Consider the following 24162-nt stretch of genomic DNA (forward strand, 5'->3'; position numbering starts at 1 on the left):
GTTGATTTCAACCTGCAATCCGCTGTTGCTAATAAGCTAGAGCAATCAAATGAGCAAGCGCTCAATAATGAAACCGCTAACTCGAATTCAAGCAAAAATGAAAATGGCGGGCTTGAAACGATTGTAGACGAGCTAATCCCCGCAGGATCTGTAGACGATGAAGAAAAACAAGAACCAACTGAAGAAAAGCAGGATACCAATACGGGTTCCAAACCTGTTGAGACTAATAATCCAAATCCACCGGTCAAAGAGACCGTTAAAACACCTGACACTTCTAAGCCCGCTGTGACAGAAAAGCCTGACAAGGTGGAAAAACCTGTACAAGAACCGAAGGACAGCGACAAGACAACAGGCTCCTCCAATGAGACGATAAAGCTTCCAACTACCTATATCGTTCAAAAAGGCGACACCTTAAGCTCAATATCCGAGAAATTTTATCAATCGAAAGACCACTATGCACTGCTTGCAGAGCATAACCATATTTTGTTTATTAATGATATGAAAGCTGGAGATAAGCTAACTATTCCGGCATTATCCTCTGGCACTGGATCAACAGGCGGCAGCTCGCAAGGGTCAAAGGATTATTCCAAAATCACCCTGCCAGCAACCTATTTGGTACAGGCTGGCGATACCCTCTCCAGCATATCCAAAATGTTTTATAAATCCGCGGAATATGTAAGTTACATTGCGCAGGAAAACAAAATTGACAAAAACGCCGGATTGAAAGCAGGCAGCAATCTCATCATTCCTTCTCTTAAAAATTACAAGAAAGAGGAAGATGATAACTCATGGGGTGTATCTCCAGGTTTTGAGACAGTAGATCATACCGTAAAAAACGGTGAGACGCTTTACAGCATTTCCAAAACCTATTATGGCTCTAACAAATACGCAATGTTTATTGCCGACTTCAATCAAATCGTAGATATTGATAATGTAAAAGCCGGCACGGTATTGAAAATCCCTAAATGATTAGCTAAAAGAAAAACGACGCCCTCTTTCGCGAGAGGCGTCGTTTTTTTTGTCTATTTCTTCCTTCCATATTGCTTGGCATAAGATGTAATGCGTCGATACATGCTTTTGTCCTTTAAATGCTTCAGCGGATAAAACTGCGGTCTCGTATTTACCTCTAGAATCCAAGCATTTCCGGTTTTGTCCAAGGCGACGTCGAGGCCCAGCTCGCGAAATCTACTTCCATGTCTATCAAATATACGTCCAACTGATCTGCCAAGCCTCTTCAGTTCTGCTTCCTTTCTTTTTACTCTAGCATAACTGAACCCTGCTTGAGAAAGTGTATTCTGGAAATATCCGATCTGGCCGCCTTGGTGATAGTTTGTTGTAACTTTCCCCCGCTTGCCTATTTTCGTGAAGAGCGCACTGCTCTTCCATATGCCGTTGTTTGTCTTTTGTACCATGACCCGTATGTCGAAAGAGTTGCCATTCACAGTGGCAAGATGAATGCCTTTTTGCAGCAAATAAGAACGTTTCCTCGCATGCTTTTTCAATTTTACATATAGGATGTCGAGCGTGGAGCAGTGATTTTTTTCGGAGTTGTGTTGGATCTGATAACCATTTCCCTGCTTCTTTATCCGTATAATATTAAAGCCGCCTGAACCAGTGGTCGGCTTGAAATAGACAGTGGGATATTGAGAAAGGATCATACTAAGATTCCTTCGGTTAAAGCGCAGCGTCTTAGGAACGTACGCTCTTACATCTGCATTCTTAAGCAGCCATTTCGTTTTTGTCCACTTGCTCTTTATCGTGGTACTCTTGTAGTTCATAATGTACATTCCCTCCTTATCCCTAACATATGAGGAGGTATGATTGTCTGATCGTGCTCTTGTCTAGTCGGTGGTATTATCTATGCAGCTCACTTTAATGGAAGCATGATTCCATAATTTAATATGATCGTTCAGCTTCATCGCAGTGCGAAGAAAAGCGAAGAAAATCTATCCGTTCTAACTTGATCAAGCACTGTAAAAAATGCGATACATGTGTTTAAAGGATGAGGCTTGTATGGCATATCATGCGGCTGATACTCATAATCCTATAGTAAACAACTAAGAATCAGCGCACATCCATCAGGCTATTCAACAAAAAAGTTAGGAAACCCCATTAAGGAGGTTATTTCTGATGAAGGCACTTAACGTAATTAGTCTTATTCTGATCATCCTAGGCGGCTTAAATTGGTTATCCGTGGGCTTATTCAATTATGACGTCGTCAGTGAGGTTTTTGGGGGAACAGAAGAAGTTGGATCACGAATTGTATATATCGTCGTCGGTGTCGCTGCGCTTTACGCTCTATCCCTTTTTGGAAAGGTAACAAGCGAGGACTAACAAACAACGGCAGTAACTACAGGCCACGCCTGGCTAAGCCAGGCGTGGCCTGTAGTTGTTTACTATACTCTTGTGACGATGTATGAGAAACTTGCATCTCCTTGTTAAAAAATCATTCTGCAAGCAAAAGCATCGTCATTCTTATCTCACTCGAAACGTTCTCGGCCCGTACCTGCGGACAAGCACTGGCGCAGCAGCGAAGTAAATCAGCGTCAAAGCAGCTATACTCACCGTAAATGGCACTATCGGAATTCGCAAAAAGATACATGCCCCGCTAGCTGCTGATATCCCCATATTCACTATATAATATAGCGGGTTTTTCACATTCAGCTCTGTAGAATACGGTTGAAAAATATAATACATAAACAAATGATGTATGGTGAAAAACACGGAAAGCGAAATAACACAGATCCAAAGCATAAGCAGTTCGCTGTTTAGCCACTCCCCGCCCGCTGCAGCGATAATCGCTGTGAGTGACACCCCAAAAGCGGCGGCAATACTCAGGTTCAAGCCCATCATTTTTTTTAGCCGAATGAGGAAATGACTAAATGCTGAGCCGCGATAGAAGCTATAACGCATTAGGCTAAGATCACAGTTGTAGAACATAGCCTTGCAAATGTTTTCTCCAACGGACATGTAATACATAATCAGAACTAAGAACGGAAATATCATTCCCACAGTCCATTTTAGACTCTGCAGCTGCTCTCGGAATAGGAAGGTAAGCAGAACACCCACCACACCGAAAGCACCAACGATAACTAATCGTTTGTTAACCGGGCTGCTGATCAGGCTGCGATGCCGGAGAAAAAATATAGCGTTCAAATACGCATAACCTTTTTTGCCGTCTAACTTGCCTTGCTCATTTACGTCTATGATATAATCGCTATCCTTTGATTTGACGCTTTTCTTCTGTGACTCTGTCACCATACGACCCAGATCGAGCAGAGGGTCATCCCTTTTAGTTGCCGCATCAACCACTCCACTAAAACCGGTATAACGAGCCAGTTGAAAGACAGCAAACAAGCCTACAGCTATAATGATAATACTAACCGGAAGACTCAGAAGAAACGTACCCGTAAACGGAACCTTGCCGAGCAGCAATGGCAAATACGCGCCGGCATAACCAATTAATATGATCATCCATACGAGAGCAGTCTGTTTAATCAGTACAATGCCCGTTTTCTCAAAAAGCTTGAGATGTGCATACTCCGCAAGAACTCGCCACATTGTGACCATAATGGTTAGCAAAACCGCTTGCAATATGGAGACTCCCGCGAGTGATCCAAACAAAAGCATGGCTGGCAGCAGATATAGCAAAAAGGTTGTATAACGATAGGCAAGTGACGCCTGCATATATCTTTTTCCAGACAACCTCATCAGCTTCACCGCTACGTACTTCTCTCGCTTTGGTTCAAGCACAGTCGCGCTGCTGATCGCTGCCACTACAAAGCTGATGATTGCAAAAATATGTACAAATTGCTGGTGCTTTTCTTCCTCAGACAATCCCACAACGAATTCCGCTATAGGCAAGTAGATAAGTATCCCCAAATACGCGAATCGAAGCATGAATCCCCACAGCTGGGTAATGATGAGCGCTATAATAGAAACGGCCTTCTTGAGCCCCAAATTGGCGTAGAAGCTATTGTGCACCAGCTTGCCGAGCAGCGGCAGCTTCTGAATATAATAAATGAGCATGTTTGCCGTAATGGAGGTTCGAATGGCGAGCAGCGTGTTAAGCGTTCTCAGCATGGGCTTCATCCTTCAGCAGGTTAATGACGGATTGCTCAAATTCCGCGCTATGCAGCAGCTCTGACGGTACGGCAGACAACTTCCCTTTGTTCAAAACAACCAGCTCATCGCATAGATCTGAAGCTAATTGCAATATATGCGTAGAGAAAATCAGAATGTGATCACTCTTCATCTCCCTCAGCATGTTCTTCATCTCCAGAGCAACAATAACATCGAAGGAGGTAAGCGGCTCATCGAGCAGTATAATTGGCGGTTTCGTTATGAGAAATAGCAGCATTTGCAGCTTGTTCTTCATGCCGTGTGAGTAACCTTTGATCAGCAGATGGCGATCCTCCATTGTCATGCTCATCATGTCAAAATAATAATCAATGCTCTTATCCATTTGCAGCTTGCCTTTGTTAATATCCATAAAAAACTTCACGAACTCATAGCCCGTAAGAAACTCGGGAAGAATCGGCAGCGAGTACACATATCCGACATCCTGCTCGCTTAGCTTCCTCGTGTGGCCATCCACTTCCAACAACACTTGCCCGCCATCCATGTCCTTCTCTCCGCTCAGACAGTCGAATAGCGTCGTCTTACCTGCACCGTTTCGACCGAGCAGACCATATATTTTTCCTTTCTCAAAAGTAAATCCGGCTCCTTGGAGCACTTGTTTATCCTCAAATCGCTTGACGATATCATCAATAATCAGACGCAATTACAGCTCCTCCATTCATCCCACTTTTTTCATCTCCTATTGTGTACGATAATGAGAACGAAAGGTCTCGAATTGTAAGGCTGCTGAACGAAAATTATATGTAAATACATGGACTTACTTGCAGGGAGTAAGCACAAAAAGAGCAGCCAGCCCCCTTCGACGGGAGAGCCGACTGCTCCTCATTGCAAAATATATAAGCAGCTGATAATGATTGGTACCTGAACACCGCTAGGCAGCCCTTCCGCAAACCGATTGGCTCAGATGCATACATTATCGTCCATTCGCTACTTGCTGATTTTTTCCTTCATTTCGCCAAGCTTCTCCTGCGCAGTACCTTTCAGCTTATCCAACTTGCCTTCCGCCTGCAGCTTCTTGTTATCTGTTGCTTTGCCGTAGCTATCCTTCATTTCGCCTTTGCTTTGGTTCGCAATACCCTTCACTTTATCTTTCAGTCCGTTTGTATTCATCTTCATCATCTCCTAGATAATTGTATGCTTCTTATTACCTCCAAGGGGTGATTTTGAAACAGGGCTATATTGGAAGCCGGTAGTTTTACGGATGAATTACCCTTTATTTAGTCTATTAAATACTCGAAATAAAGCTCGTTTACAATGTCATTTTTGATATCGATATAGAGATTAGTGGTGTGCGTGTACCGATAGTCGAGTGTAAATAAGCGCAGAAGTGCACCTGTTTTTAACAAACGAGATGAAAATGATTCGAATAGGTGTATAAATGCATCTATTTGAGCAAAATTGAAAATTATTTAGTTAAATAAGTGCATTTATGCTCTTAGATTCAGCTATTGCTGACTGATGTGCACATTTAGCTAACCTGCTTTGCAGTGTTAAATTTATTTGACAGTGTCTTGGCAAGTTTTTTCATAAAGCGTAGTTGCTTATTTTCAACTGAAAACCTTTAATATATAGACCCCGTTTATCTAAACAATAATATTACACACGATAATCGTAGGAATGCATATTCAGCAAGCTGTGTAACTGATTTATGCTAGTACTATAAGTTTGTTTGCAATATCGTTTGATCGTGCAACATTATCCGCCTATTTTGTAAACCAATATTAAATAAATATTGGTTTTATTGCATTGCCGTCTAGAATCGTGATGGCTTCACACATTTAAGGAGGTGATTAAGAAAGAATGTAATGATGTGCAAAATTGAAAGCGCATTAATTCGAGGTTAAAACATCTGACTAGGAGGTTTTTTATGTTATCATTGAACGAATTGGTAAAAAGAAATCCATTCGTCATCATGTCTTTGGCATTTGTTTTATTGCTGTCGCAGCTTACGCTGTACCCCTCCGTATCTTCAGCCGCCGGAGGCCCTAATCTTGCTCTGGGCAAAGTTGTATCAGCCAGCGGCTATGCCGATGTGTATGTAGCGAGCAATGTTAATGACAATAATCAGGGCACCTATTGGGAGAGCGTAAATAATGCATTCCCACAATGGCTCCAAATCGATCTTGGTGCGAATACGAGCATCGATCAAGTTAAACTAAAGCTGCCTGCGGGCTGGGAAACACGTTCACAATCCTTAGCTGTACAAGGCAGCACAAACGGCACAACGTTCTCTAATATTGTTGGTTCTGCATCCTACACATTCAATCCAGCAGTGAGCAGCAACACCGTAACAATCAACTTTACAGCAACCAGCACCCGTTATGTTCGCTTAAACTTTACGGCTAACACGGGTTGGCAAGCCGGACAAATTTCTGAATTCGAAATTTACGGTTCCACAGTAACGCCAACACCTACTCCTACTCCTATACCAACAGCTACTCCAACCCCTACACCTGTGCCTACACAAACGCCAACACCAACTCCTACACCTACGATTACACCTACACCTACAATTACACCGACGCCTACAATTACACCAACGCCACCTGCTGGCGGCAACTTAGCTCTAGGTAAATCAATCACTTCCAGTTCTACCGTCCACACATTCGTAGCAACGAACGGCAACGACGGCAATACGGCTACATACTGGGAAGGCGGCAGCAATCCTAGCCAATTAACCGTCGATCTCGGTTCCAATCACAACATCACATCTGTTGTTGTGAAGCTAAACCCGTCTAGCGAATGGGGTACGCGAACCCAAACGATTCAAGTGTTAGGCAACACCCAGAACTCTTCCACATTCAGCAGCTTGGTTTCCGCGGCATCTTACACGTTTAACCCCGCTAACGGCAACTCGGTAACGATTCCGGTAACCGCTACGGTCAAACAGGTCCAATTGAACATAACGAACAACTCCGGCGCTCCTGCTGGCCAAGTAGCCGAATTTGAAATCTATGGCGCTCCAGCTCCAAATCCGGATCTTACGATTACAGGAATAACTTGGACGCCTACAGCTCCGGTAGAGACGAATGCGATTACCCTTAACGCAACCGTTAAAAATATCGGCACTGCAAACGCCCCTGCGACTACAGTCAATTTTTATCTCGGCAACGAGCTAGCAGGATCTGCTCCAGTAGCCGCATTGACGGCTGGCGCTTCAGCTACCGTATCGCTGAATGCCGGAGCAAAAAATGCTGGAACCTACGCCGTTAGCGCCAAGGTCGACGAGAGCAATGCGATTATTGAGCAGAACGAGACTAACAACAGCTATAGCAGCCCGGCTGCATTAACCGTAGCTGCCGTGTCCAGCTCTGATCTAATCGCAACCGCCTCTTGGAATCCAAGCAATCCAAGTGCAGGCAATACAGTAACCTTTACCGTAAATCTTAAAAACCAAGGAAACATTGCTTCCGCCGGTGGTGCTCATGCCATAACACTAGTTCTTAAAAATGCTGCTGGTGCAACCATTCAAACCTTAAATAGTTCCTATAATGGCTCATTAGCTGTAGACCAATCCGTCAATGTCAGCCTGGGGACTTGGACCGCTGTCAATGGCAGCTACACAGTAACTTCCACTGTTGCAGCTGACACAAACGAAGTACTCATTAAGCAAGCAAACAACTCAAATACAACAAGCCTTTATTCCGGCCGCGGCGCTAATATGCCGTTTACCATTATTGAAGCAGAGTCCTCTTCCAATACAACGAACGGAACAAAATTAGCTCCGAACTTCAAGCCAGGCGATTATGCGGGTGAAGCTTCTGGACGCTCCGCCGTGCATCTTGATGCAACAGGCGAATATGTAGAGTTTACGCTGACTTCTTCGGCCAACGCTTTTGTCCTTCGCAACGCAGTTGCAGAAAATACGACCGGAACGATTAGTATTTATGCTAACGGTGTGAGTAAAGGCAAATTCACGGTAACCTCCAAGTTCTCTTATGTCTATGCAACACCAAGTACGCTTGGCCGCCTGGGTTACGACAATGCGCCTGGGGCAGGATTAACTGCTTACTGGCTGTATGAAGATTCCCAGTTGCTGCTTGACCAAGTGTATCCAGCAGGAACGAAGATCAAAATTCAAAAGGATGCTGGTGACGTTTCAGCAATCTATGTTGACATGATTGAAACCGAAAATGTCGCTCCTCCAGCAGCTAACCCCGACACGACTAAATATATTTCGGTTTCCTCTTCCAAATCCATAGAGCAGGCGCTTAATGAATTTAGACAGGATTCCACGAAAAAGGGGATTTACATCCCTGCAGGCGAATGGGTGATCAACAGTAAAATATTCCTTTATGGACGTGCAACCGAAATCATTGGTGCTGGACCATGGCATACCAAATTGGTTGCGCCACAGAACCAATCCAATACGGATGTAGGTTTTAATATTGGTTCTACCGCTAACGGTTCAACGATTAAAGACCTGTCTGCATGGGGCAACTATGTATACAGAACTGATGGTCCTGGTAAATTCATCGATGGCAACGGCATGCAGAATGTAACGGTTCAGAACGTCTGGGTTGAGCACTTCATCTGCTTGTATTGGGGCGTGAATTCCTCCAACAACACGTTCAAAGACAATCGTATCAAAAACACATTCGCGGATGGAATTAATATGACCAACGGCTCATCCTATAACGTGATTGACAACAACTACTCAAGAGGCGCCGGTGACGATGCCTTCGCCTTATTCAGCGCAGTTGATGCAGGCGGTTCCTACAATGTAGGCAACAAATACACGAATCTTACGGCAACCTGTGTAAGACGTGCAGCAGCTTTTGCCGTATACGGCGGCTCGGATAACCTATATCAAAACCTCTATGGTGCAGACACGTTGACTTATCCAGGCATTACCATCAGCAGCTTAAGCTTTGGTTACAACACATTAGGATTTGGCGATAAGGATACTATAATTGATGGCGTAACATTAGACCGTACGGGTGGAGATTTTTGGACCAGCGTCGGCGCTGATGACAAAATCAATGAATATCAAAACTTTGGCGCTATCTGGTTCTTCGGAGGAGACAGAACCTTCAAAAACATTCTCGTAAAAAATGTGGACATTAATAATCCCGTGTACTTTGGTCTAATGTTCCAGACAAAATCGCCAGAGAATCTTGCTATGCAAAACGTTCGCGTAGAGAACGTTAACATCAACAACCCTTCCCGCTACGGCATCAAGCTCGTTGTCAGAGGAGAACAAGGCCAAGGGCCAGCTGTCGGCGGAGCAAGCTTTACGAATGTGAAAGTGAATAATCCAGGTGTCGCAGCCATTTATGGTGAAAGCGGCAGCCCGAACTTTACAGTGACAAGAGTATCCGGAAACAACTGGTAATCTAGCGCAATGCAGAAGAAAACAGCGTACTCGGGTAACTGAGTACGCTGTTTTCTTCTAGCTCCAAACAATTTATAGGTAATAGTATCAGTTTAAAATCCCAAGTTAAGGCGACGTATCATACGGTCTCTTTTCTATTCTTATTAATTCTTCTTGTGAAAGTACACGCCTTTATTCCTTAATTGCTTTGTTGCAGCTTTTCCAGATGAACATCCAAGTTTTCAAACGTTTGCGTTATACCTGGAATCATTCCCATATCGATTACCGTTTGCAAAGCTTCTGGCGATGCATATTTCGCGGTGTTAACTAGCTTCGTCTTGCCATCTTGCTCAATAAAATCGAGTGTAACCATCATTTGCGGCATATTTTCCGCAACATTGCCTTCCGCATCCGAGAAACAATCTCTATAGACGATCTGCTCCGGTGCTGTAATCTCCTGATAGAATGCTTTACCCCACGATTCCATACCGTAGAAATCGCCTTGGTTCTTATCTTCACACTTCATGCAATAATGCCAAGTTCCACCTGGACGGAAGTCGACGTTGCATACAGGTAAAGTCCAGCCTTTTGGTCCCCACCAATGTTTTAAATGCTCTGCCTCCGAAAAAGCTTTAAATACAAGCTCGCGCGGTGCTTGAAACACACGCTCCAATATAAGTGTGCTGCCTTCTACTTTCGAAACCAATTGATTAGTTAGGTTAGGGTTAGTCATAATAAACATCCTCCTCAAATTTGTTTATATCATTAATCCGTTTATGTCTTATTGCTAATCTTATTTATCTGTTTCCYTGTTTTGCAGCTCCAGTAAATAATCGTCTAGCCGATCGTAGCGTTCCTCCCACATACGTCGGTATGATTCAAGCCAAGCGTCTAATTCCTTAAACGGATCAGGACGCAGCTTGTAAATACGACGGTTAGCAATCGCCTGCACCTCAACAATACCGGCCTCGCTAAGGACGCGCAAATGCTTGGAAGCTTGGGGCTGACGTAGGCCAAGCCTTTCAGCAATCTCCCCAACCGTTAGAGGACTCGCTCGCAATAGGTCAACAATCTGCAGGCGGTTAGGCTCAGCCAAGGCACTCATAACGTTAGCATTCATAAGAAAAACATCCATTCACTTGATTTAATTAATTCATCCTTCTTCTAAAGCAAACATTTAAAGCAAACATTGCTTTATCGAATCCTTTAAGCCCTCCCTCCTTGTATTTCCTTTTGTTGAATTAAATATACCACAACGGGAATATTCCTGTAAAGGAATATTCAAAATATTTTTAAAGCTTGCTTATGTTCCATGAAATCAACCGAGCAGCGGATTTAAGAACCATCGATATCATCGATGTTCTTATTCATCCTACATCGCCTCATCTAATTCTGATTAAAGAAGAATAAATCAAATCGCTGTTTTCACTCGCAGCTATCAGTTAAAATACTATACTTTCCGATATAACATTAGGAAGTTTTTAACAATATAAAAAAACGGTATTTAATTGGATTCGGAAGGATGAATTTTATGTTTAAGTTTAAGCGTATAGTTACATGTCTGATCATCGTATCTTCATTATTTTGGGTAACAGCAACAGCAAATTTGAATGCTCAGGATCAAAAAGATGACGAAAAATACGATTTTCTCATTATCAAGCCCTATGGAATGAAAGGACACTGGGCTGAGCGTCTGTTTCAATGGGCTATGGCACAAAATATTATAAATGGATACCCTGACAGCAGCTTAAAGCCTGACGAGCCAATAAGTGAAGCAGAGTTTTTAAAAGCTCTTTATAGAGCCTTGGGTATGGCTTTGCCATCCGCAAGTTCCCCTGAGGGTAATGATGATTGGACAGACGGTCCCTATCGCCTGGCAGAGAGCTTTAATCATCCTACATCCGGCGCTTCGAACCATAAGCTGCGAATGGAGCCACTCTCGAAGTCGCGAGCTTCAGAAATCATTTGTGCCGTGCAAGGGGTTCATTATGAAGGCGAAGACGCCGTTGTTTACCTCATTGGAAACGGTATGGCTAACAGTGATGCTATAACGCCAGAGCAATTCAATGGACAGGACTCTTTTTCACGAGCAGAAGCCATTCAGTGGATCAGGCAGCTCACCTTTAAAGGAGTATTGGATCTATTAACAAGGCCAACCGCTCCATCGGATCGCACACTTCTACCGTCTTTACCATCTGCAGCCGTCCAGCGTATTCCAGATTTCAGCGCTGAACCTGTCACGGGAAATGACTTCAATTTATTTGGAAATAGTCCTTTTACTGAGGTGAAGATAGGAGATTCAAAAGAAACAATAGAGGATCTATACGAGGTTTCGGATGAAAAGGATGTCTTTAATAATAACATTTACCCTTTATTCTCAGCACACTACAACAAAGATGGGCTGATTGATTCTTGGAAAATAGATGAAGACACTATTGAGCCTACCAATACAAATCCGTCATTACGTACATATAAGGGGATTGTCCTCGGAGAAAGCACAATGTTCGATGTCCTTCGCCTATATGGAACTTTTGGTTTTTATGGAGACCAATCAGCTACCTATTTCTACGAGAAGACCAGCGACGGAAATTACCGCGACATTTCCATTCATGATAAGCTTAACAACCCTGATAATATGTATTCAATATCATTCATATTCGATAAGGAGAGCCATGCTGTTGTCTATGTCTCGACTTCTTGGTTCCCCTATTCTTATTTTGGATGGGAAGATGTTTAATGTTATACAAGAAACCCAGTACCGATGCGGTACTGGGTTTCTTGTATAGGTATAACATTCGTTCCAGAACCCTACACGAAGAGCACTTTTTATAAAAAACTTCCTTCTTATAGGCCACATTTCTGTTACCGAAACCATAAATCATAAATGATTCCTTTTTCAATCCCAGCTAACCCTTACGCTCTAACAGGTGCCACCTTATATGCGGCTCTACCGTCTGAATCTTGCTCCCCCTCATGAGGGGACACACCCCAGCCGAATGAAAGGACGGAAGCGAGGCGCTCTGCTTCAGCTTCTGACAAGCGGGCGATGACCGCTTCGTTCTCCGGCTCCAGAATAAGCTCTGCTTCTTGCTTCAGTGCGACAAGTATCCAGCTGTGAATGCCGCGTATCGTGTTGTACTTGATTTGATAGCCGTTTGTTACAGCTTGTACGAAAGTATCTTGCTCCTCATTCGCCAATGCAGTTAAAGCGGTGTATTCGAAATGGAACTTGCTTTCATCTGTCGGCAAATTGCCAGCCTGCACTTTGCTAATCAGTTCATCATTTGGCCAGCCGTTAGCCTTCAGTGATTCCAGCATCAAGGCATCCCATTGTGAAAGCTTCGTTTCGGGCTTGAGTGTGTCAGCCATTCGTTATCTCTCCTTTATGCTCGCATGTGAGCAGTCCTATGTGAAAGAGACTGCCCCGGTCATCATGGATAACCGGAGGCAGTCTCTTGCCAATATTAAAAGTTACTTGCTTGCTTTGTAGGCGTTTAGGAATTCTTTCGCTTTCGCCGGATCAGCTTTCAGCTCCATGCCTGTATTCACAAGCGGGCTAAGCGTGGAAACGGCTTTGAACTTGTTGCCATTGTAGAATGCCAAGATTTCATCCTGGTTGATGGAGTATAGAACTGCTTTCCGCAGATCTGCGCTTTCTGCAACTGGACGATTTTTTGTATTGAACAGCAAGTAAGAAACAGCATTGCTTTGTACGGTTTGAAGCGCCAGCTTGCTGTCGCCCTTCACAACGTCAAATTTCGTCTCGGATACGCCGTAGTAGATGTGAATCTCACCACTGCGAAGCGCGGACAAGCTGCTGTCTGCGTCTTTGATAAAGCGGATTTTAATATTAGCGATATTCGGCTCATTTTCTGTACCCTTCATATACGCAGGGTTTTTGTAGAAAATTGCTTCGTAATCATTTTTGGAGGACAGGATGTAAGGACCGCTTGTAAACAATGTGTTGTTATACGCGCTGCCTTCTGTTACCGTATTTTGGTCGCCGTAAGGAATATCTTTGTTCACATCGAATTTAGCTACATCGTACGTGTTGATGCTCTCTACTTGTTTCTTGGACACGATACCTGCCGATTGGTGAGCCAAGTAGTTCAGTACTTGTGGGAAAGGCTCAGTCGTCGTAAGCTTAACGACTTGGTATTTACCCTCTTTGTTGTTCGCTTGCTTCTTATCCGATACGAGAGCGGAAATTTTTGAACCAAGACCTTTTTCAAGAGCTGCTTTTACTGTGTCGCTGCCACCGGAAACTTTAACAGCATCTAGTGCTGCAGCATCCGTTACAAGCTCCACGTTATTGATATGCTCGTGAAGAGTAAACGTACGGTGGTCAGGTACAGAGTTTTTGTCTTTCGCGCGGTTCAGCGAGAAGATTACATCGTCAGCACCAACGCGTTCGCCAGTATCTACTGCGAGCTTGTTTTTGATTTGAGCAAAATTGATATCGTCTCTTAGGATAAAGTAATAATCGGAATTGCCATCAGCAATCGCATGATTCAACGATAGGGAACCTTCGGAAGTGATTTTATCATCATCTGTTAGATTCACTAGACGCACATACATATTCGTATTAATAATGTTGATGGAGCCGTCGTTGCCTTTGATTGGATCAAGCGACGTCAGCGTCGGCATAGTCGATTGAAGTACTAGTGCATCTTTTGCACGCTTTGAAGTGTCTTTAAAATCAACATCTTCCCAAGGAAGGGAACGTGACTTCGAGATGCGTACGGAATCCTTGTTCAGTACGTCTTGATTCAAGGCCTGTGCTTTCAAGGAGTTGTATAGCGGCGCGATATAAGCCTTGTCAAAGACAAGCTGCTGCTCGAATTGCTTGTACGTTTCTGTGTACTCTTCTGGCGTTTGAGCACCAGCCGCATCAATCAATTTATCGATTTCCGGATCAGCAAGGATGCTGTAGTCTCCGCCTGTTTTGAAGAGCGAGCGTACTGCATAGTCGGGGTTACCTGTAACGGTAGTCCAGCTGGACAATGCGATGTCATAGTTGCCAGCGTCCTGCTGTGATTTGAAGCTGCCGTAATCAGCTTGTAGATTCAATTTCACTTTAAAGCCGTTTTTGGTAAGCTGATCACGAACAATGTTAAGGTCAGCCTCGTTTGAGCTCATGCCAAGCAATTCTATATCTACTGGGTTACTGTCAACGACTGCCTCTGTTCCTTGCGTTGGTGCTGGTGATTCCTTCACGTCGTTCTTTGTTGTTAATTTGCATCCGCTGAGCATAATCGAAAGACTGATTAGCAACAATGCGGCGAATTTGCCTTTGTTCTTCATGATAGTAGTCTCCTCCTGTTTTATCTTTATCTTGTATGTTAACTCACATTCAGTTATCGCCCATTCCTGTCTCGTAACGTAGAAGTCGATGGAATATGAATGAGGTTAAGAAGAAACGACTTCGTCGTCCTTGTTTAAGGACAAGAAGTTTCTCGCAAAATATAGGCGGAGTATAAATGTGAAGCTTATACTTTCCTATATTTTAAAAAAGGGATGAAATCTTTAATCCAGCTTCGGATCCAGCGCATCGCGCAAGCCGTCGCCAAGAAAGTTGAATGAGAGTACAAGCGCGATAATCGCAAGTCCCGGATAAACAGCCGTATAAGCATGCGTTTCGAGATATGCGCTTCCGAGCTTTAATATATTTCCCCACTCCGGAATATGCGGTTCTACGCCAAGCCCCAAATAACTCAAGCTGCTGGTCGATATAACCGCAGTACCAATCGTCAGCGTAGATTTTACAATCATCGGCGCGATGGAGTTAGGTACGATGTGCTTGAACAAAATAGTTCGGTCACTGGAGCCGAAAGCTCTAGCAGCCTGTACATATTCCAGCGTAGATACGAGCATGACATTGGCTCTCATTGTCCGAGCATAAGTTGGAATCGCACCTACACTTAATGCCAAAATTAGATTGACCGTGCTTGCGCCAAATGCCGCAATAATCGCAATGGCAAGCAGAATGCCAGGAATCGCATAGAGGATATCTAATATCCTCATAATAATATTGTCCGTATGCCGCCCATAATAGCCAGAGACTGCACCTAGAACGCCCCCAATCAAGACGGGGATGAGCGTTGACAACAAGCCAACTGCCAAAGAGATTCGTGCGCCGAAGACGATACGCGAGAACAGGTCTCTTCCGAAGTTATCCGTTCCTAGCGGGTAAGCCAGCTCAGGAGATTGAAGAATTAAGCTGTAGTTGTTCTCAACCGCAAGGCCGTAATCAAAGGTCAGGTAACTAGTTATAGATAACGTGAGCAGGAACAGGATAAAGAGCAGTCCCAGCATGGAAGTCGAGCTTCTCGACAGACGCTCCACAACTTCTCCAAGCTTAGAGCCGGACGAATACCCCTTGTCCCGCAGCTTCGCAATCAATAATAACCCTAGAAATAATGCGAACAAGTTGCCGGATACCGAAGTTAAAATAAGGATCCCAGCAACGATTCCCATCCAGCGCGGCATCGCTGCTTGATCTGCATATTTAGCGACCAGCAGCAATGCTGCGAGCTGCAGGAGCGCGGCAACGATCAATAGAAACATACCGATCATAAACCCGTTAGCCACATAAGGCTTAAACAAGTTAAGGGCTGATACTGCAAATACGAGCAGAGTCGTAAGGAGCGAATAAACAGCCAACGTATACGCCGCGCTTTTTTTCTGCTTGATGAGCTGGAACGCCGTGGTTGCCACGAATACATTCGCGGTTAGAAGGCTTAACAGCAGTACATAACCAAGCATCCTTGTGGAACGTCTGATCGCGCCAAAACGGATAAGATCGCTTCGAATGAGCGCCCATACCGCCAGCTCGAGCAGAGCGAAGGCAAAATATGCAATGCTTGCAATGAGTACTGCAGGCTTAAATGACCCGTCACCGGGAACATAACTGTTTAGCAGAAGAACAAGACCAAGCGCCAGGGATACGATGCCAGCGAAGCTTGCCTGACTGTATTCTTGGCTCGATTTCAGCCTGAACTTGACTTCTTGCTTGCTGATAGTAGGATTCGTCAAGAGTAGCACCTGCTTTAGTATTGTTTCATTTTCGAGCGGATTCTAGGATCAAAAAACGCATACATCAAATCGACGATAACATTCACGATCGAGATGGTAATGGCTGTATAGACGACCCCGCCCATCACGCTAGGAATGTCGGGAATGAACTGCTTATCAACGATATAACTGCCGATACCGCTAATATTGAATACTTTCTCTGTAACCGCCGCTCCCCCGAGCATACCGCCGAACTGTAAGCCAATGACAGTAATAATTGGGATAAGCGCATTGCCAACGGCATGCTTCCAAATAACACTTTTGCGGGCAAGCCCTTTGGCCCTTGCGGTCGTAATGTAATCCTCATGAATAACTTCAAGCGTCGATGAGCGGGTCATTCGGGCTACGGCAGCCGTTAGCCCTGTTCCTAGAACGACAATCGGCATAATCGCAGACAGCCAGTTCTCAGGGTTATACGTTGCAGGCAGCCATGGAAGCTTAATTGAGAAATTCAAAATAAAAATAAGCGCCTGCCAGAAGTTCGGAATCGACAATCCGAGCAAAGCAATGAACATAAAGGTATAATCAAAAAAGGAATTCGGTCTCGTAGCCGAAATAATGCCGATTGGCAAAGCGATCAATACAGCGATCAGCGTCGAGATAACCGTTAACGTGAGCGTCACCGGAAATTTATTCGCGATAGCTGCCGTAACATTCTCGTTGCCTGCAAATGACTTGCCGAGATCGAATGTAAATATACCTCTAATTGTGTCCCATAACTGGACAAGATAAGGTTGATCCAATCCGTACAGATGGTTGAAGGCTGCAATCTGCTCGGCAGTCGCTGTCTCTCCTAATAAGTTAGCCGCTGGATTCATCGGCGATATATACAGGATTGTAAAAACGAGAAAAGCGACGCCCAAAATAACGAATACTGACATCACGATTCGTTCCGCAACGTATTTCAAGTAAGGCATCGAGTAAATGGCCATCAACACATACATTGGAAAACCGATAATGAGTGATAAGATGAAGAAAGCCGGATTTAAGGCTAACGCATGATACGTATCGCCAAATGAAAACTTCAGCCCGTTCTCGCTGGCAAGCCGTTTGTCCAGCTCATGGTTGAACGATTCATTAAATTTGATCTCAGCCAACCGGTTCGCTTCCAGCTCGGTTTGCTCTGCGCTGACGGTTTGCCCGAAGAAACGATGCTTGCGGACAAGCTGTTCCTTAGCCTCGATAAGCAGCTTATCCCGGCGCCCCGTTGCAAGCAGCTTGCTCCTTGTCTCCTCGGCGATTGCTTTGTAGCCGTACTTCGTTTTACGATATTGATGAACGCCATACACGATGGCAGATACAGGAGCTCCTAACAGCAATATAAGCAGACTGTAGGCTGGATGTAATAACATTTTGCGGTAGATGGCGGCGATATGATCAACAAAGCCATTACCCGTAGCAGTTGCGTGCCCTTTCAAGCTAGTCCGCTTCCTTTCCATCTAGTAATTTTAAATTGCATTATTCCGATCAATATAGTAGATTTTATTTTATGGACTGGAATATGTCAATAACTTATAACTTTGTTACTTACTTTTTTTCATTATACATGATATAAGGAATATCAGGTATAAATAAGAATCTCTCTTTAAATTACCCTATTCTCAATTGGAAAACCACAGAATTGCAGGTGCTTATATGGATACATTATTACAAGTTAACGATTTATCGGTTTCTTTTTTCGCCCGTAACAAAGAAATAGAAGCGGTACGTCACGTCAGCTTTGAGGTCCGTAAAGGCGAAACGCTCGGCATTGTAGGCGAATCCGGCAGCGGAAAGAGCGTTACCGCGCGTACAATTATGAGGCTGCTGCCCTCTCCCCCTTCCATGGTGAAGAATGGTGAGGTGCTTTTTCAAGGACAAAATCTAGCCTTTAAAACCGATAAAGAAATGGAAGCCATACGCGGAAGAGATATCGGGATGATCTTTCAAGATCCCATGTCATCGCTCAATCCGACCATGCGGATCGGCAACCAAATTGAAGAAAGCTTGATCAAGCATCAAAAGCTGGACAAGAAGCAAGCCCGTACTGAAGCGATCGAGATGTTGAAGCTCGTAGGCATTCCGAACAGCGAAGCCCGCTATCATCAGTACCCTCATGAATTCTCTGGCGGGATGCGTCAGCGGGTCATGATCGCCATTGCGCTGGCATGCCGTCCTTCGCTGCTAATCGCAGATGAGCCGACAACCTCGCTTGACGTTACCATACAGGCACAGATCCTTAACCAGATGAAGGATATACAGAAGCAGCTAGGAACCTCCATTATTTTAATTACGCATGACCTAGGTGTCGTAGCCGGCATGTGTGATCGCGTCGTCGTCATGAAGGACGGAGAAATCGTCGAGACAGGAACAACGGAGCAAATCTTTGCCAATCCGCAGCATCCTTACACTGTTAAGCTTCTCCATGCATTGCCTCGTTTAGACGAGAAGAAAAAACCGAAGCCCATCCCTGCGATTATTCAGCGGGAAGAAGGCGTGCCTTTGCTGCAGGTCCGTTCATTGAAGCAATATTTTGATATGGGCAAAGGGCAGATTGTTAAGGCCGTTAATGATATCAGCTTCGATATACAGGCAGGTGAAACTCTCGGAGTTGTCGGTGAATCGGGCAGCGGAAAGTCAACGACCGGCCGCACAATTCTTCGCTTAAATGAGGCGACGGGCGGCGAAGTACTTTTCAAAGGGATACCGCTTCAGCAATTAAATCGCTCGGAGATGAAGACGATGAGACGTCATATGGGCATGATCTTCCAAGACCCGTACGCCTCCCTGAATCCAAGACTTCGCATCATTGATATTATCGGCGAGGCGCTTGACGTTCACGAATTAACAACCAGCAAGAAAGATCGGCAGAAACGTGTCGAGGAGCTGCTTGAGATGGTTGGGCTAGATCCTTCTCATGCTATGCGCTACCCGCATGAGTTTTCCGGCGGCCAACGGCAGCGGATCGGCATTGCGCGGACGCTCGCTGTAGAGCCTGAATTTATCGTCTGCGACGAGCCATTGTCCGCACTTGACGTTTCCATTCAAGCACAGATTGTGAAGCTGCTCGAGGAGCTTCAGCAAAGGCTTGGTCTGACATACCTGTTCATCGCCCATGATTTATCGATGGTGAAGCATATTAGCGACCGCGTCGCGGTCATGTATAAAGGGAAGATCGTTGAGCTTGCCGAAAGCGAGGAGCTTTACGCGAATCCGATCCATGCTTATACGAAGTCACTTTTGGCGGCAATCCCAGTACCCGATCCGAAGGTTGAATCACAGAAGAAGCTGGTGGTGCATGAGGAAGCTGCCAAAGCTGATCCCTACGAGCTCGAACACTCCGAATTCGTGGAAGTGAAAAAAGGCCACTGGGTGGCCGTTGCAACCAGCTAAGCTGGCGATATTAAAGAACCGAAACCCGTTAGATGAACGGGTTTCGGTTCTTTTTATTTGGGCTATTGATACGTTGGACTTCCTTCAAGTGCAACCTAACGACGGATATACATCCCTATCGTTTACCCTTGTTTATCCGTCCATAATGTCCGCCGCCACACGGAAACCACAGTTGCCGGTAGAGCTGTCCGGTGTGTTTCCGCTTCTGGCTGCGACGCGGTAACGGTTGCAGTAGGAACGGTGGCATAGATAAGAGCCGCCGCGCATGGCACGTATTCCGGTCGGTTCCATGAACCTCGGATTTCTCTCGGATGTCACTTGGTGGTATTCAGGGCTGAACCAGTCAGAGCACCACTCCCATACATTACCGGACAAATTGAACAGTCCATACCCATTAGGCTCATAAGCATCAACGGGCGCGGTGCTTACATAACCGTCGCTGGCATTATTCTTCACGGGGAATTTGCCTTGCCAAATGTTGCACATGTGCTTTCCTTCTGGTTTCAGCAAATCCCCCCAAGGGTAGGTTCTGCCTGCGAGTCCGCCTCTAGCGGCGTATTCCCATTCGGATTCCGTCGGCAAACGAGTCCCGGCCCAGGCGCAATATGCCATCGCATCGTGCCAAGTGATATGAACAACCGGGTGGTCAAGCCTTTCGTCAATAGTTGAATCCGGCCCCTCCGGCTTCGCCCAAAAGGCACCATCCACAGCAAGCCACCATGGCGCTTGCTGTGGGACCTGTCTGACCCGCTCTCGTGTCGGCTCGGAGGCCAGCAAATGGAACACAAATGACCAACCAAACCGTTCGGCTTCTGTAACGTAGCCCGTCTCTTCAACAAAGGAGCGAAATTTACCGTTTGTTACGGCATACGGAGAGATAAGGAAGGAATCGACATGCACATCACGAGCCGGTCCCTCTCCGTCCGACGCGACCCCGCCCGCTTCACTCGTCCCCATCCTGAAAGTGCCCCCATCAATTCTTACCAACTGACTGATTCCTCGTGCGTGAGTGGATCGTGTGGGAAGCAATGGATAATCTATTCGTTTTATTTTGGCGGCTGCTACCTGTTCTCTGCCTGCCGTACAACAAGATTTTCCTCGTATCATATCATTATTTGCCCCTCTTCCAGCCTATTAAGCATAGAATGCTGCCCCGCTAATCCCCGAGAATAAGAGAATCGTAAATGGATGCAATCGTAAACGAAATAACATGTATAAACATGCAGCTACAATAAGGAAAGCAGGCAGCAGCTCGTTGATAGACAAGCTAGCGGATAAATGGACCACGCAGAGTTGATAAGCGGCAAAAAGTATAAGAGCTGTAACAACAGGCTGCACGCCATACATGCAGCGCCCCAGATAATTTTTATGATCACGGGTAATGAAGTAAATCATTCCTGCAGTCATCAGTATGGAAGGCAGAAGTAAGCCTAGCACACCAGCAATGGCGCCAATCACCCCATAGGCTTGATAGCCGACAAGCAAACCCAAATTAACGGCGATGGGACCAGGAGACATTCCTGCGACTGCGATAACGTCTACAAGCATATCGCTGCTCATCCAGGCTTGGCGTTCCGTCTCCCTCTCAATTAATGGGATCAAAGCATACCCTCCGCCAAACGACACGAATCCCATTTGCAGAAAAAACCAAAATAACTGCGCCATGACTTCAGCTCCCAGATGAATGACTTAAATAAAATACATATATGAATTGTCGGCACCATCCTTGAATTGGCGTGCCTGCGAGCTTTCTGCACTCCGACCGCCATGTGTTGCAACGACACTGGCAGCAGCACCTCCGGTTATAAGCCAAATCGGATGTGTCTCCAAAAAAAGAAGTACAAGGCTTATAATCGCAATTGCTAACGAAAGTGTATCCTTAATTGATATCCTCCCCAGCCTAAAAACGGTATAGAGGATCATTGCAACAATTCCCCAGCCGATTCCTCTTAACGCTCCAATTACCTTCAAGCTGTCACTGAACTTGTAATAGAGTAGAAAAAGGCCGATAACGATGAGACAGGTCGGTAAGATGGCACCAATTGCTGCTGCGACCGCCCCCTTCACCCCGTCTAGACGATACCCGATCAATAAAGAAGCATTGATTGCCACGCCTCCTGGGGCCGCTGCCGCAAGCGAAAGCGTTTCTTGTAATTCCTCTTCATTCATCCATTTCCTGCTCGCAACAATCTCCCGTTCCAACGCAGGAAAAGTGGCGTATCCACCGCCAAAAGAAATAGGCGCAAGTTTTAGAAAGCTCCAAAATAGGGATGTTAATCGAGGAGAACTCGATTCAGAACGATTCACTTCGCAACACTACCTTCCTAATAATTAACCTTCTATTCGCAKCTTTGTTTATTCCAATCTGAAATAAGCATAAACTAAATCCGAAATGAGAGAGTGATTTCAAAGCATCTCTCACGCTTTAATCTTACACCTTAATCCCAATATGATAAAAACAATCCTTTCTATCCACCTCACAAAATAACAAATAGTAAGGACACATTAGAGCATCCTTCTTATTACCATTATTGTCTATAATGAAAAGCAGAAAGGAGATGAATCTATGAAAAAGACAAATATTCTATTGATTACGAGCGACCAGCAGCATTGGAATACGATAGGCGCATTTAACAATGAAGTGCATACTCCCAATCTGGATCGGCTAGTTCGTGAAGGTACAACCTTCAGCCGAGCTTATTGTCCCAATCCTACTTGTACACCTAGCCGTGCATCCATTATTACTGGCATGTATCCAAGCCAACACGGAGCTTGGACGCTTGGCACGAAGCTGCTCGAAGATCGTCATACGATTGGCGAGGACTTCCAACAGGCAGGTTATAAAACTGCGCTGGTCGGTAAGGCACATTTTCAACCTTTGCGTTCAACAGAACAATATCCATCACTCGAATCGTATCCCATACTGCAGGATTTGGATTACTGGAGAACAAACAAGGACTCTTTTTACGGTTTCTCTCATGTTGAGCTAGCACGAAACCATACCAATGAAGCGCATGTTGGGCAGCACTATGCAGCATGGCTGGAGGATAAAGGATGCACCAATTGGCGAGATTATTTTTTGCCGCCGACAGGCACCATGGATCCTAACCAGACTTACACCTGGCCAATTCCTGAGAAGTACCACTATAATACCTGGATCGCCGAACGAACGAATCTGTTATTGGAACAATATAAACAAAATGATGACAGCTTTTTCTTGTGGTCCAGCTTTTTTGACCCGCACCCTGAATACTTGGTTCCTGAGCCATGGGACAGAATGTATGATCCCGATAAGCTAACCATTCCTGCCATGGTACCAGGTGAACACGATAATAATCCGCCGCATTTTCGAATGACTCAAGAAGAGGCGCCAGACTTCTCTTTCTTGCGAGAGAGCGAATTCGACATTCACGGTTACCGCTCCCATCACTATTATGAGTACGGCAGCAAATTCAGGCTGACGGAAAAAGACAAGAAAAAGCTGGTCGCTGTGTATTATGGCATGGTCAGTATGATGGATAAATATATTGGCGCTATTCTTGATAAATTAGACCAACTCGGATTAGCTGATAATACTCTAGTCGTATTCACAAGCGACCATGGCCATTTCTTTGGACAGCACGGCTTGCAAGCTAAGGGCGGCTTCCATTATGAGGATTTGATAAAGCTGCCGTTCATCGTGAGGTACCCAGGGCACGTTGCAGCTGGCAAAACCTCTACTGCATTTCAATCACTTGTTGATCTAGCCCCTACCTTCCTTTCGTTCTCAAATCTGCCTATCCCTCATGCAATGACAGGAGTAGACCAGAAGGAAGTGTGGCTTGGCAGGTCCGATCGAGCAAGAGACCATGCTATTTGTGAATTCCGGCACGAGGCAACTACCATCCATCAGAAAACATTCGTAAATGAACGATATAAAATTACGGTTTATTATAACCAGATATATGGTGAAATTTTTGACCTGCAAGAGGATCCCAACGAACTTCGCAACTTGTGGGATAACCCTAATTACTCCAGCTTAAAGACAGAGCTCCTGCTGAAATATGTATGGGCTGAGCTTGGTAAAGAACCTATGCCGATGCCTAGAATTTGTCACGCTTAACCTGTCCATCACGAAGCCTCAAATCTGCAGCCAAGCGGGTACTATTTGCATCATCGTACTTGGCCGCAGGCAGACTTGAGGCCCTTCTCATGAATGACGGTTACTATCCACCTATGTCCGACGATGTTAAAATGATAGTGACTTTCATCAACTTTAACTT

At 45.0% G+C, this 24162-nt stretch carries 19 protein-coding genes; 6 read left to right on the plus strand and 13 right to left on the minus strand.

The genetic code is table 11. The annotated features are described in order from the left end of the window. On the plus strand, positions 1 to 969 hold a 969-nt coding region (locus AC1DSE_RS09510; protein WP_477527625.1), incomplete at its 5' end, for a LysM peptidoglycan-binding domain-containing protein. 53 nt (positions 970 to 1022) lie between these two features. Here the strand turns inward: AC1DSE_RS09510 and AC1DSE_RS09515 are convergent. Continuing rightward, complete coding sequence (locus AC1DSE_RS09515; protein WP_477510204.1) at positions 1023 to 1778, minus strand: YheC/YheD family protein; 756 nt, start codon at positions 1776 to 1778, stop codon at positions 1023 to 1025. Positions 1779 to 2130: 352 nt separating this feature from the next. On the opposite strand from AC1DSE_RS09515, the gene AC1DSE_RS09520 reads away from it, so the two are divergent. Further along, the gene (locus AC1DSE_RS09520; RefSeq protein WP_339206614.1) at positions 2131 to 2334 is read left to right on the plus strand and encodes a DUF378 domain-containing protein; all 204 of its coding nucleotides are present in this window, start codon (positions 2131 to 2133) and stop codon (positions 2332 to 2334) included. Between the two features lie 141 nt (positions 2335 to 2475). On the opposite strand, the gene AC1DSE_RS09525 is transcribed toward AC1DSE_RS09520, so the two are convergent. From AC1DSE_RS09525 to AC1DSE_RS09535, 3 genes are all read right to left on the minus strand, one after another. Beyond that, a complete protein-coding gene (locus AC1DSE_RS09525; RefSeq protein ID WP_477510203.1) occupies positions 2476 to 4083 on the minus strand; it encodes a hypothetical protein in 1608 nt (535 codons plus the stop codon). Next, positions 4067 to 4783, minus strand: a complete 717-nt coding sequence (locus tag AC1DSE_RS09530; RefSeq protein WP_441878807.1) for an ABC transporter ATP-binding protein — start codon at positions 4781 to 4783, stop codon at positions 4067 to 4069. Before AC1DSE_RS09530 ends, AC1DSE_RS09525 begins: the two co-directional genes overlap by 17 nt. Before the next feature lie 284 nt (positions 4784 to 5067). Next, entirely contained in the window at positions 5068 to 5256 is a 189-nt protein-coding gene (locus tag AC1DSE_RS09535) for a CsbD family protein (RefSeq protein WP_477510202.1), read from the minus strand. Positions 5257 to 6007: 751 nt separating this feature from the next. Here AC1DSE_RS09535 and AC1DSE_RS09540 point away from each other — a divergent pair. Beyond that, positions 6008 to 9475, plus strand: coding sequence for a galactose-binding domain-containing protein (locus tag AC1DSE_RS09540; RefSeq protein WP_477510201.1), 3468 nt, complete (start codon positions 6008 to 6010; stop codon positions 9473 to 9475). A gap of 178 nt (positions 9476 to 9653) precedes the next feature. Here AC1DSE_RS09540 and AC1DSE_RS09545 read toward each other — a convergent pair whose 3' ends face one another. Together AC1DSE_RS09545 and AC1DSE_RS09550 are read right to left on the minus strand one after the other, a co-directional pair. Further along, positions 9654 to 10187, minus strand: coding sequence for an SRPBCC domain-containing protein (locus AC1DSE_RS09545; protein ID WP_477510200.1), 534 nt, complete (start codon positions 10185 to 10187; stop codon positions 9654 to 9656). A gap of 60 nt (positions 10188 to 10247) precedes the next feature. Then, on the minus strand, positions 10248 to 10574 hold the full coding sequence (locus AC1DSE_RS09550) for an ArsR/SmtB family transcription factor (RefSeq protein ID WP_477527626.1): 327 nt from the start codon (positions 10572 to 10574) through the stop codon (positions 10248 to 10250). Between the two features lie 411 nt (positions 10575 to 10985). On the opposite strand from AC1DSE_RS09550, the gene AC1DSE_RS09555 reads away from it, so the two are divergent. Then, positions 10986 to 12191 carry an S-layer homology domain-containing protein gene (locus tag AC1DSE_RS09555; RefSeq protein ID WP_477510199.1) on the plus strand — a complete coding sequence of 402 codons (1206 nt, stop codon included), beginning with the start codon at positions 10986 to 10988 and terminating at the stop codon, positions 12189 to 12191. A 176-nt stretch (positions 12192 to 12367) separates the two neighbouring features. Here AC1DSE_RS09555 and AC1DSE_RS09560 read toward each other — a convergent pair whose 3' ends face one another. From AC1DSE_RS09560 to AC1DSE_RS09575, 4 genes are all read right to left on the minus strand, one after another. Continuing rightward, positions 12368 to 12823 carry a hypothetical protein gene (locus tag AC1DSE_RS09560; RefSeq protein WP_477510198.1) on the minus strand — a complete coding sequence of 152 codons (456 nt, stop codon included), beginning with the start codon at positions 12821 to 12823 and terminating at the stop codon, positions 12368 to 12370. Positions 12824 to 12925: 102 nt separating this feature from the next. Then, positions 12926 to 14758, minus strand: a complete 1833-nt coding sequence (locus AC1DSE_RS09565; RefSeq protein ID WP_076268688.1) for an ABC transporter substrate-binding protein — start codon at positions 14756 to 14758, stop codon at positions 12926 to 12928. 222 nt (positions 14759 to 14980) lie between these two features. Continuing rightward, positions 14981 to 16489 (minus strand): ABC transporter permease, encoded by a 1509-nt coding sequence (locus tag AC1DSE_RS09570; protein WP_339206601.1) that lies wholly within the window; start codon positions 16487 to 16489, stop codon positions 14981 to 14983. Positions 16490 to 16503: 14 nt separating this feature from the next. Next, positions 16504 to 17946: an ABC transporter permease gene (locus AC1DSE_RS09575; protein WP_441878821.1), complete on the minus strand. Its 1443-nt coding sequence runs from the start codon at positions 17944 to 17946 to the stop codon at positions 16504 to 16506. A gap of 217 nt (positions 17947 to 18163) precedes the next feature. Here AC1DSE_RS09575 and AC1DSE_RS09580 point away from each other — a divergent pair, with 217 nt between their 5' ends. Continuing rightward, positions 18164 to 19900, plus strand: a complete 1737-nt coding sequence (locus tag AC1DSE_RS09580; RefSeq protein ID WP_477510197.1) for an ABC transporter ATP-binding protein — start codon at positions 18164 to 18166, stop codon at positions 19898 to 19900. Positions 19901 to 20032: 132 nt separating this feature from the next. On the opposite strand, the gene AC1DSE_RS09585 is transcribed toward AC1DSE_RS09580, so the two are convergent. From AC1DSE_RS09585 to AC1DSE_RS09595, 3 genes are read right to left on the minus strand one after another with little or no spacing between them, the layout of a single operon-like run. Next, entirely contained in the window at positions 20033 to 21007 is a 975-nt protein-coding gene (locus tag AC1DSE_RS09585) for a formylglycine-generating enzyme family protein (protein WP_477510196.1), read from the minus strand. 27 nt (positions 21008 to 21034) lie between these two features. Continuing rightward, positions 21035 to 21565 (minus strand): chromate transporter, encoded by a 531-nt coding sequence (locus AC1DSE_RS09590; RefSeq protein ID WP_475446017.1) that lies wholly within the window; start codon positions 21563 to 21565, stop codon positions 21035 to 21037. Between the two features lie 24 nt (positions 21566 to 21589). Further along, positions 21590 to 22207 carry a chromate transporter gene (locus tag AC1DSE_RS09595; protein ID WP_477510195.1) on the minus strand — a complete coding sequence of 206 codons (618 nt, stop codon included), beginning with the start codon at positions 22205 to 22207 and terminating at the stop codon, positions 21590 to 21592. Positions 22208 to 22466: 259 nt separating this feature from the next. Here AC1DSE_RS09595 and AC1DSE_RS09600 point away from each other — a divergent pair, with 259 nt between their 5' ends. Continuing rightward, the gene (locus AC1DSE_RS09600; RefSeq protein ID WP_477510194.1) at positions 22467 to 24002 is read left to right on the plus strand and encodes a sulfatase family protein; all 1536 of its coding nucleotides are present in this window, start codon (positions 22467 to 22469) and stop codon (positions 24000 to 24002) included. The last annotated feature ends 160 nt before the right edge of the window (positions 24003 to 24162 follow it).

It is taken from the genome of Paenibacillus sp. 01L418 (genome assembly GCF_056400045.1).

What these genes read in the sequence shown, in the direction of transcription:
- AC1DSE_RS09515 (WP_477510204.1), bottom strand. Translation starts at nt 1,778, where the DNA reads ATGAACTACAAGAGTACCACGATAAAGAGCAAGTGGACAAAAACGAAA.
- AC1DSE_RS09520 (WP_339206614.1), top strand. Translation starts at nt 2,131, where the DNA reads ATGAAGGCACTTAACGTAATTAGTCTTATTCTGATCATCCTAGGCGGC.
- AC1DSE_RS09525 (WP_477510203.1), bottom strand. Translation starts at nt 4,083, where the DNA reads ATGCTGAGAACGCTTAACACGCTGCTCGCCATTCGAACCTCCATTACG.
- AC1DSE_RS09535 (WP_477510202.1), bottom strand. Translation starts at nt 5,256, where the DNA reads ATGAAGATGAATACAAACGGACTGAAAGATAAAGTGAAGGGTATTGCG.
- AC1DSE_RS09540 (WP_477510201.1), top strand. Translation starts at nt 6,008, where the DNA reads ATGTTATCATTGAACGAATTGGTAAAAAGAAATCCATTCGTCATCATG.
- AC1DSE_RS09545 (WP_477510200.1), bottom strand. Translation starts at nt 10,187, where the DNA reads ATGACTAACCCTAACCTAACTAATCAATTGGTTTCGAAAGTAGAAGGC.
- AC1DSE_RS09555 (WP_477510199.1), top strand. Translation starts at nt 10,986, where the DNA reads ATGTTTAAGTTTAAGCGTATAGTTACATGTCTGATCATCGTATCTTCA.
- AC1DSE_RS09560 (WP_477510198.1), bottom strand. Translation starts at nt 12,823, where the DNA reads ATGGCTGACACACTCAAGCCCGAAACGAAGCTTTCACAATGGGATGCC.
- AC1DSE_RS09565 (WP_076268688.1), bottom strand. Translation starts at nt 14,758, where the DNA reads ATGAAGAACAAAGGCAAATTCGCCGCATTGTTGCTAATCAGTCTTTCG.
- AC1DSE_RS09580 (WP_477510197.1), top strand. Translation starts at nt 18,164, where the DNA reads ATGGATACATTATTACAAGTTAACGATTTATCGGTTTCTTTTTTCGCC.
- AC1DSE_RS09585 (WP_477510196.1), bottom strand. Translation starts at nt 21,007, where the DNA reads ATGATACGAGGAAAATCTTGTTGTACGGCAGGCAGAGAACAGGTAGCA.
- AC1DSE_RS09590 (WP_475446017.1), bottom strand. Translation starts at nt 21,565, where the DNA reads ATGGCGCAGTTATTTTGGTTTTTTCTGCAAATGGGATTCGTGTCGTTT.
- AC1DSE_RS09600 (WP_477510194.1), top strand. Translation starts at nt 22,467, where the DNA reads ATGAAAAAGACAAATATTCTATTGATTACGAGCGACCAGCAGCATTGG.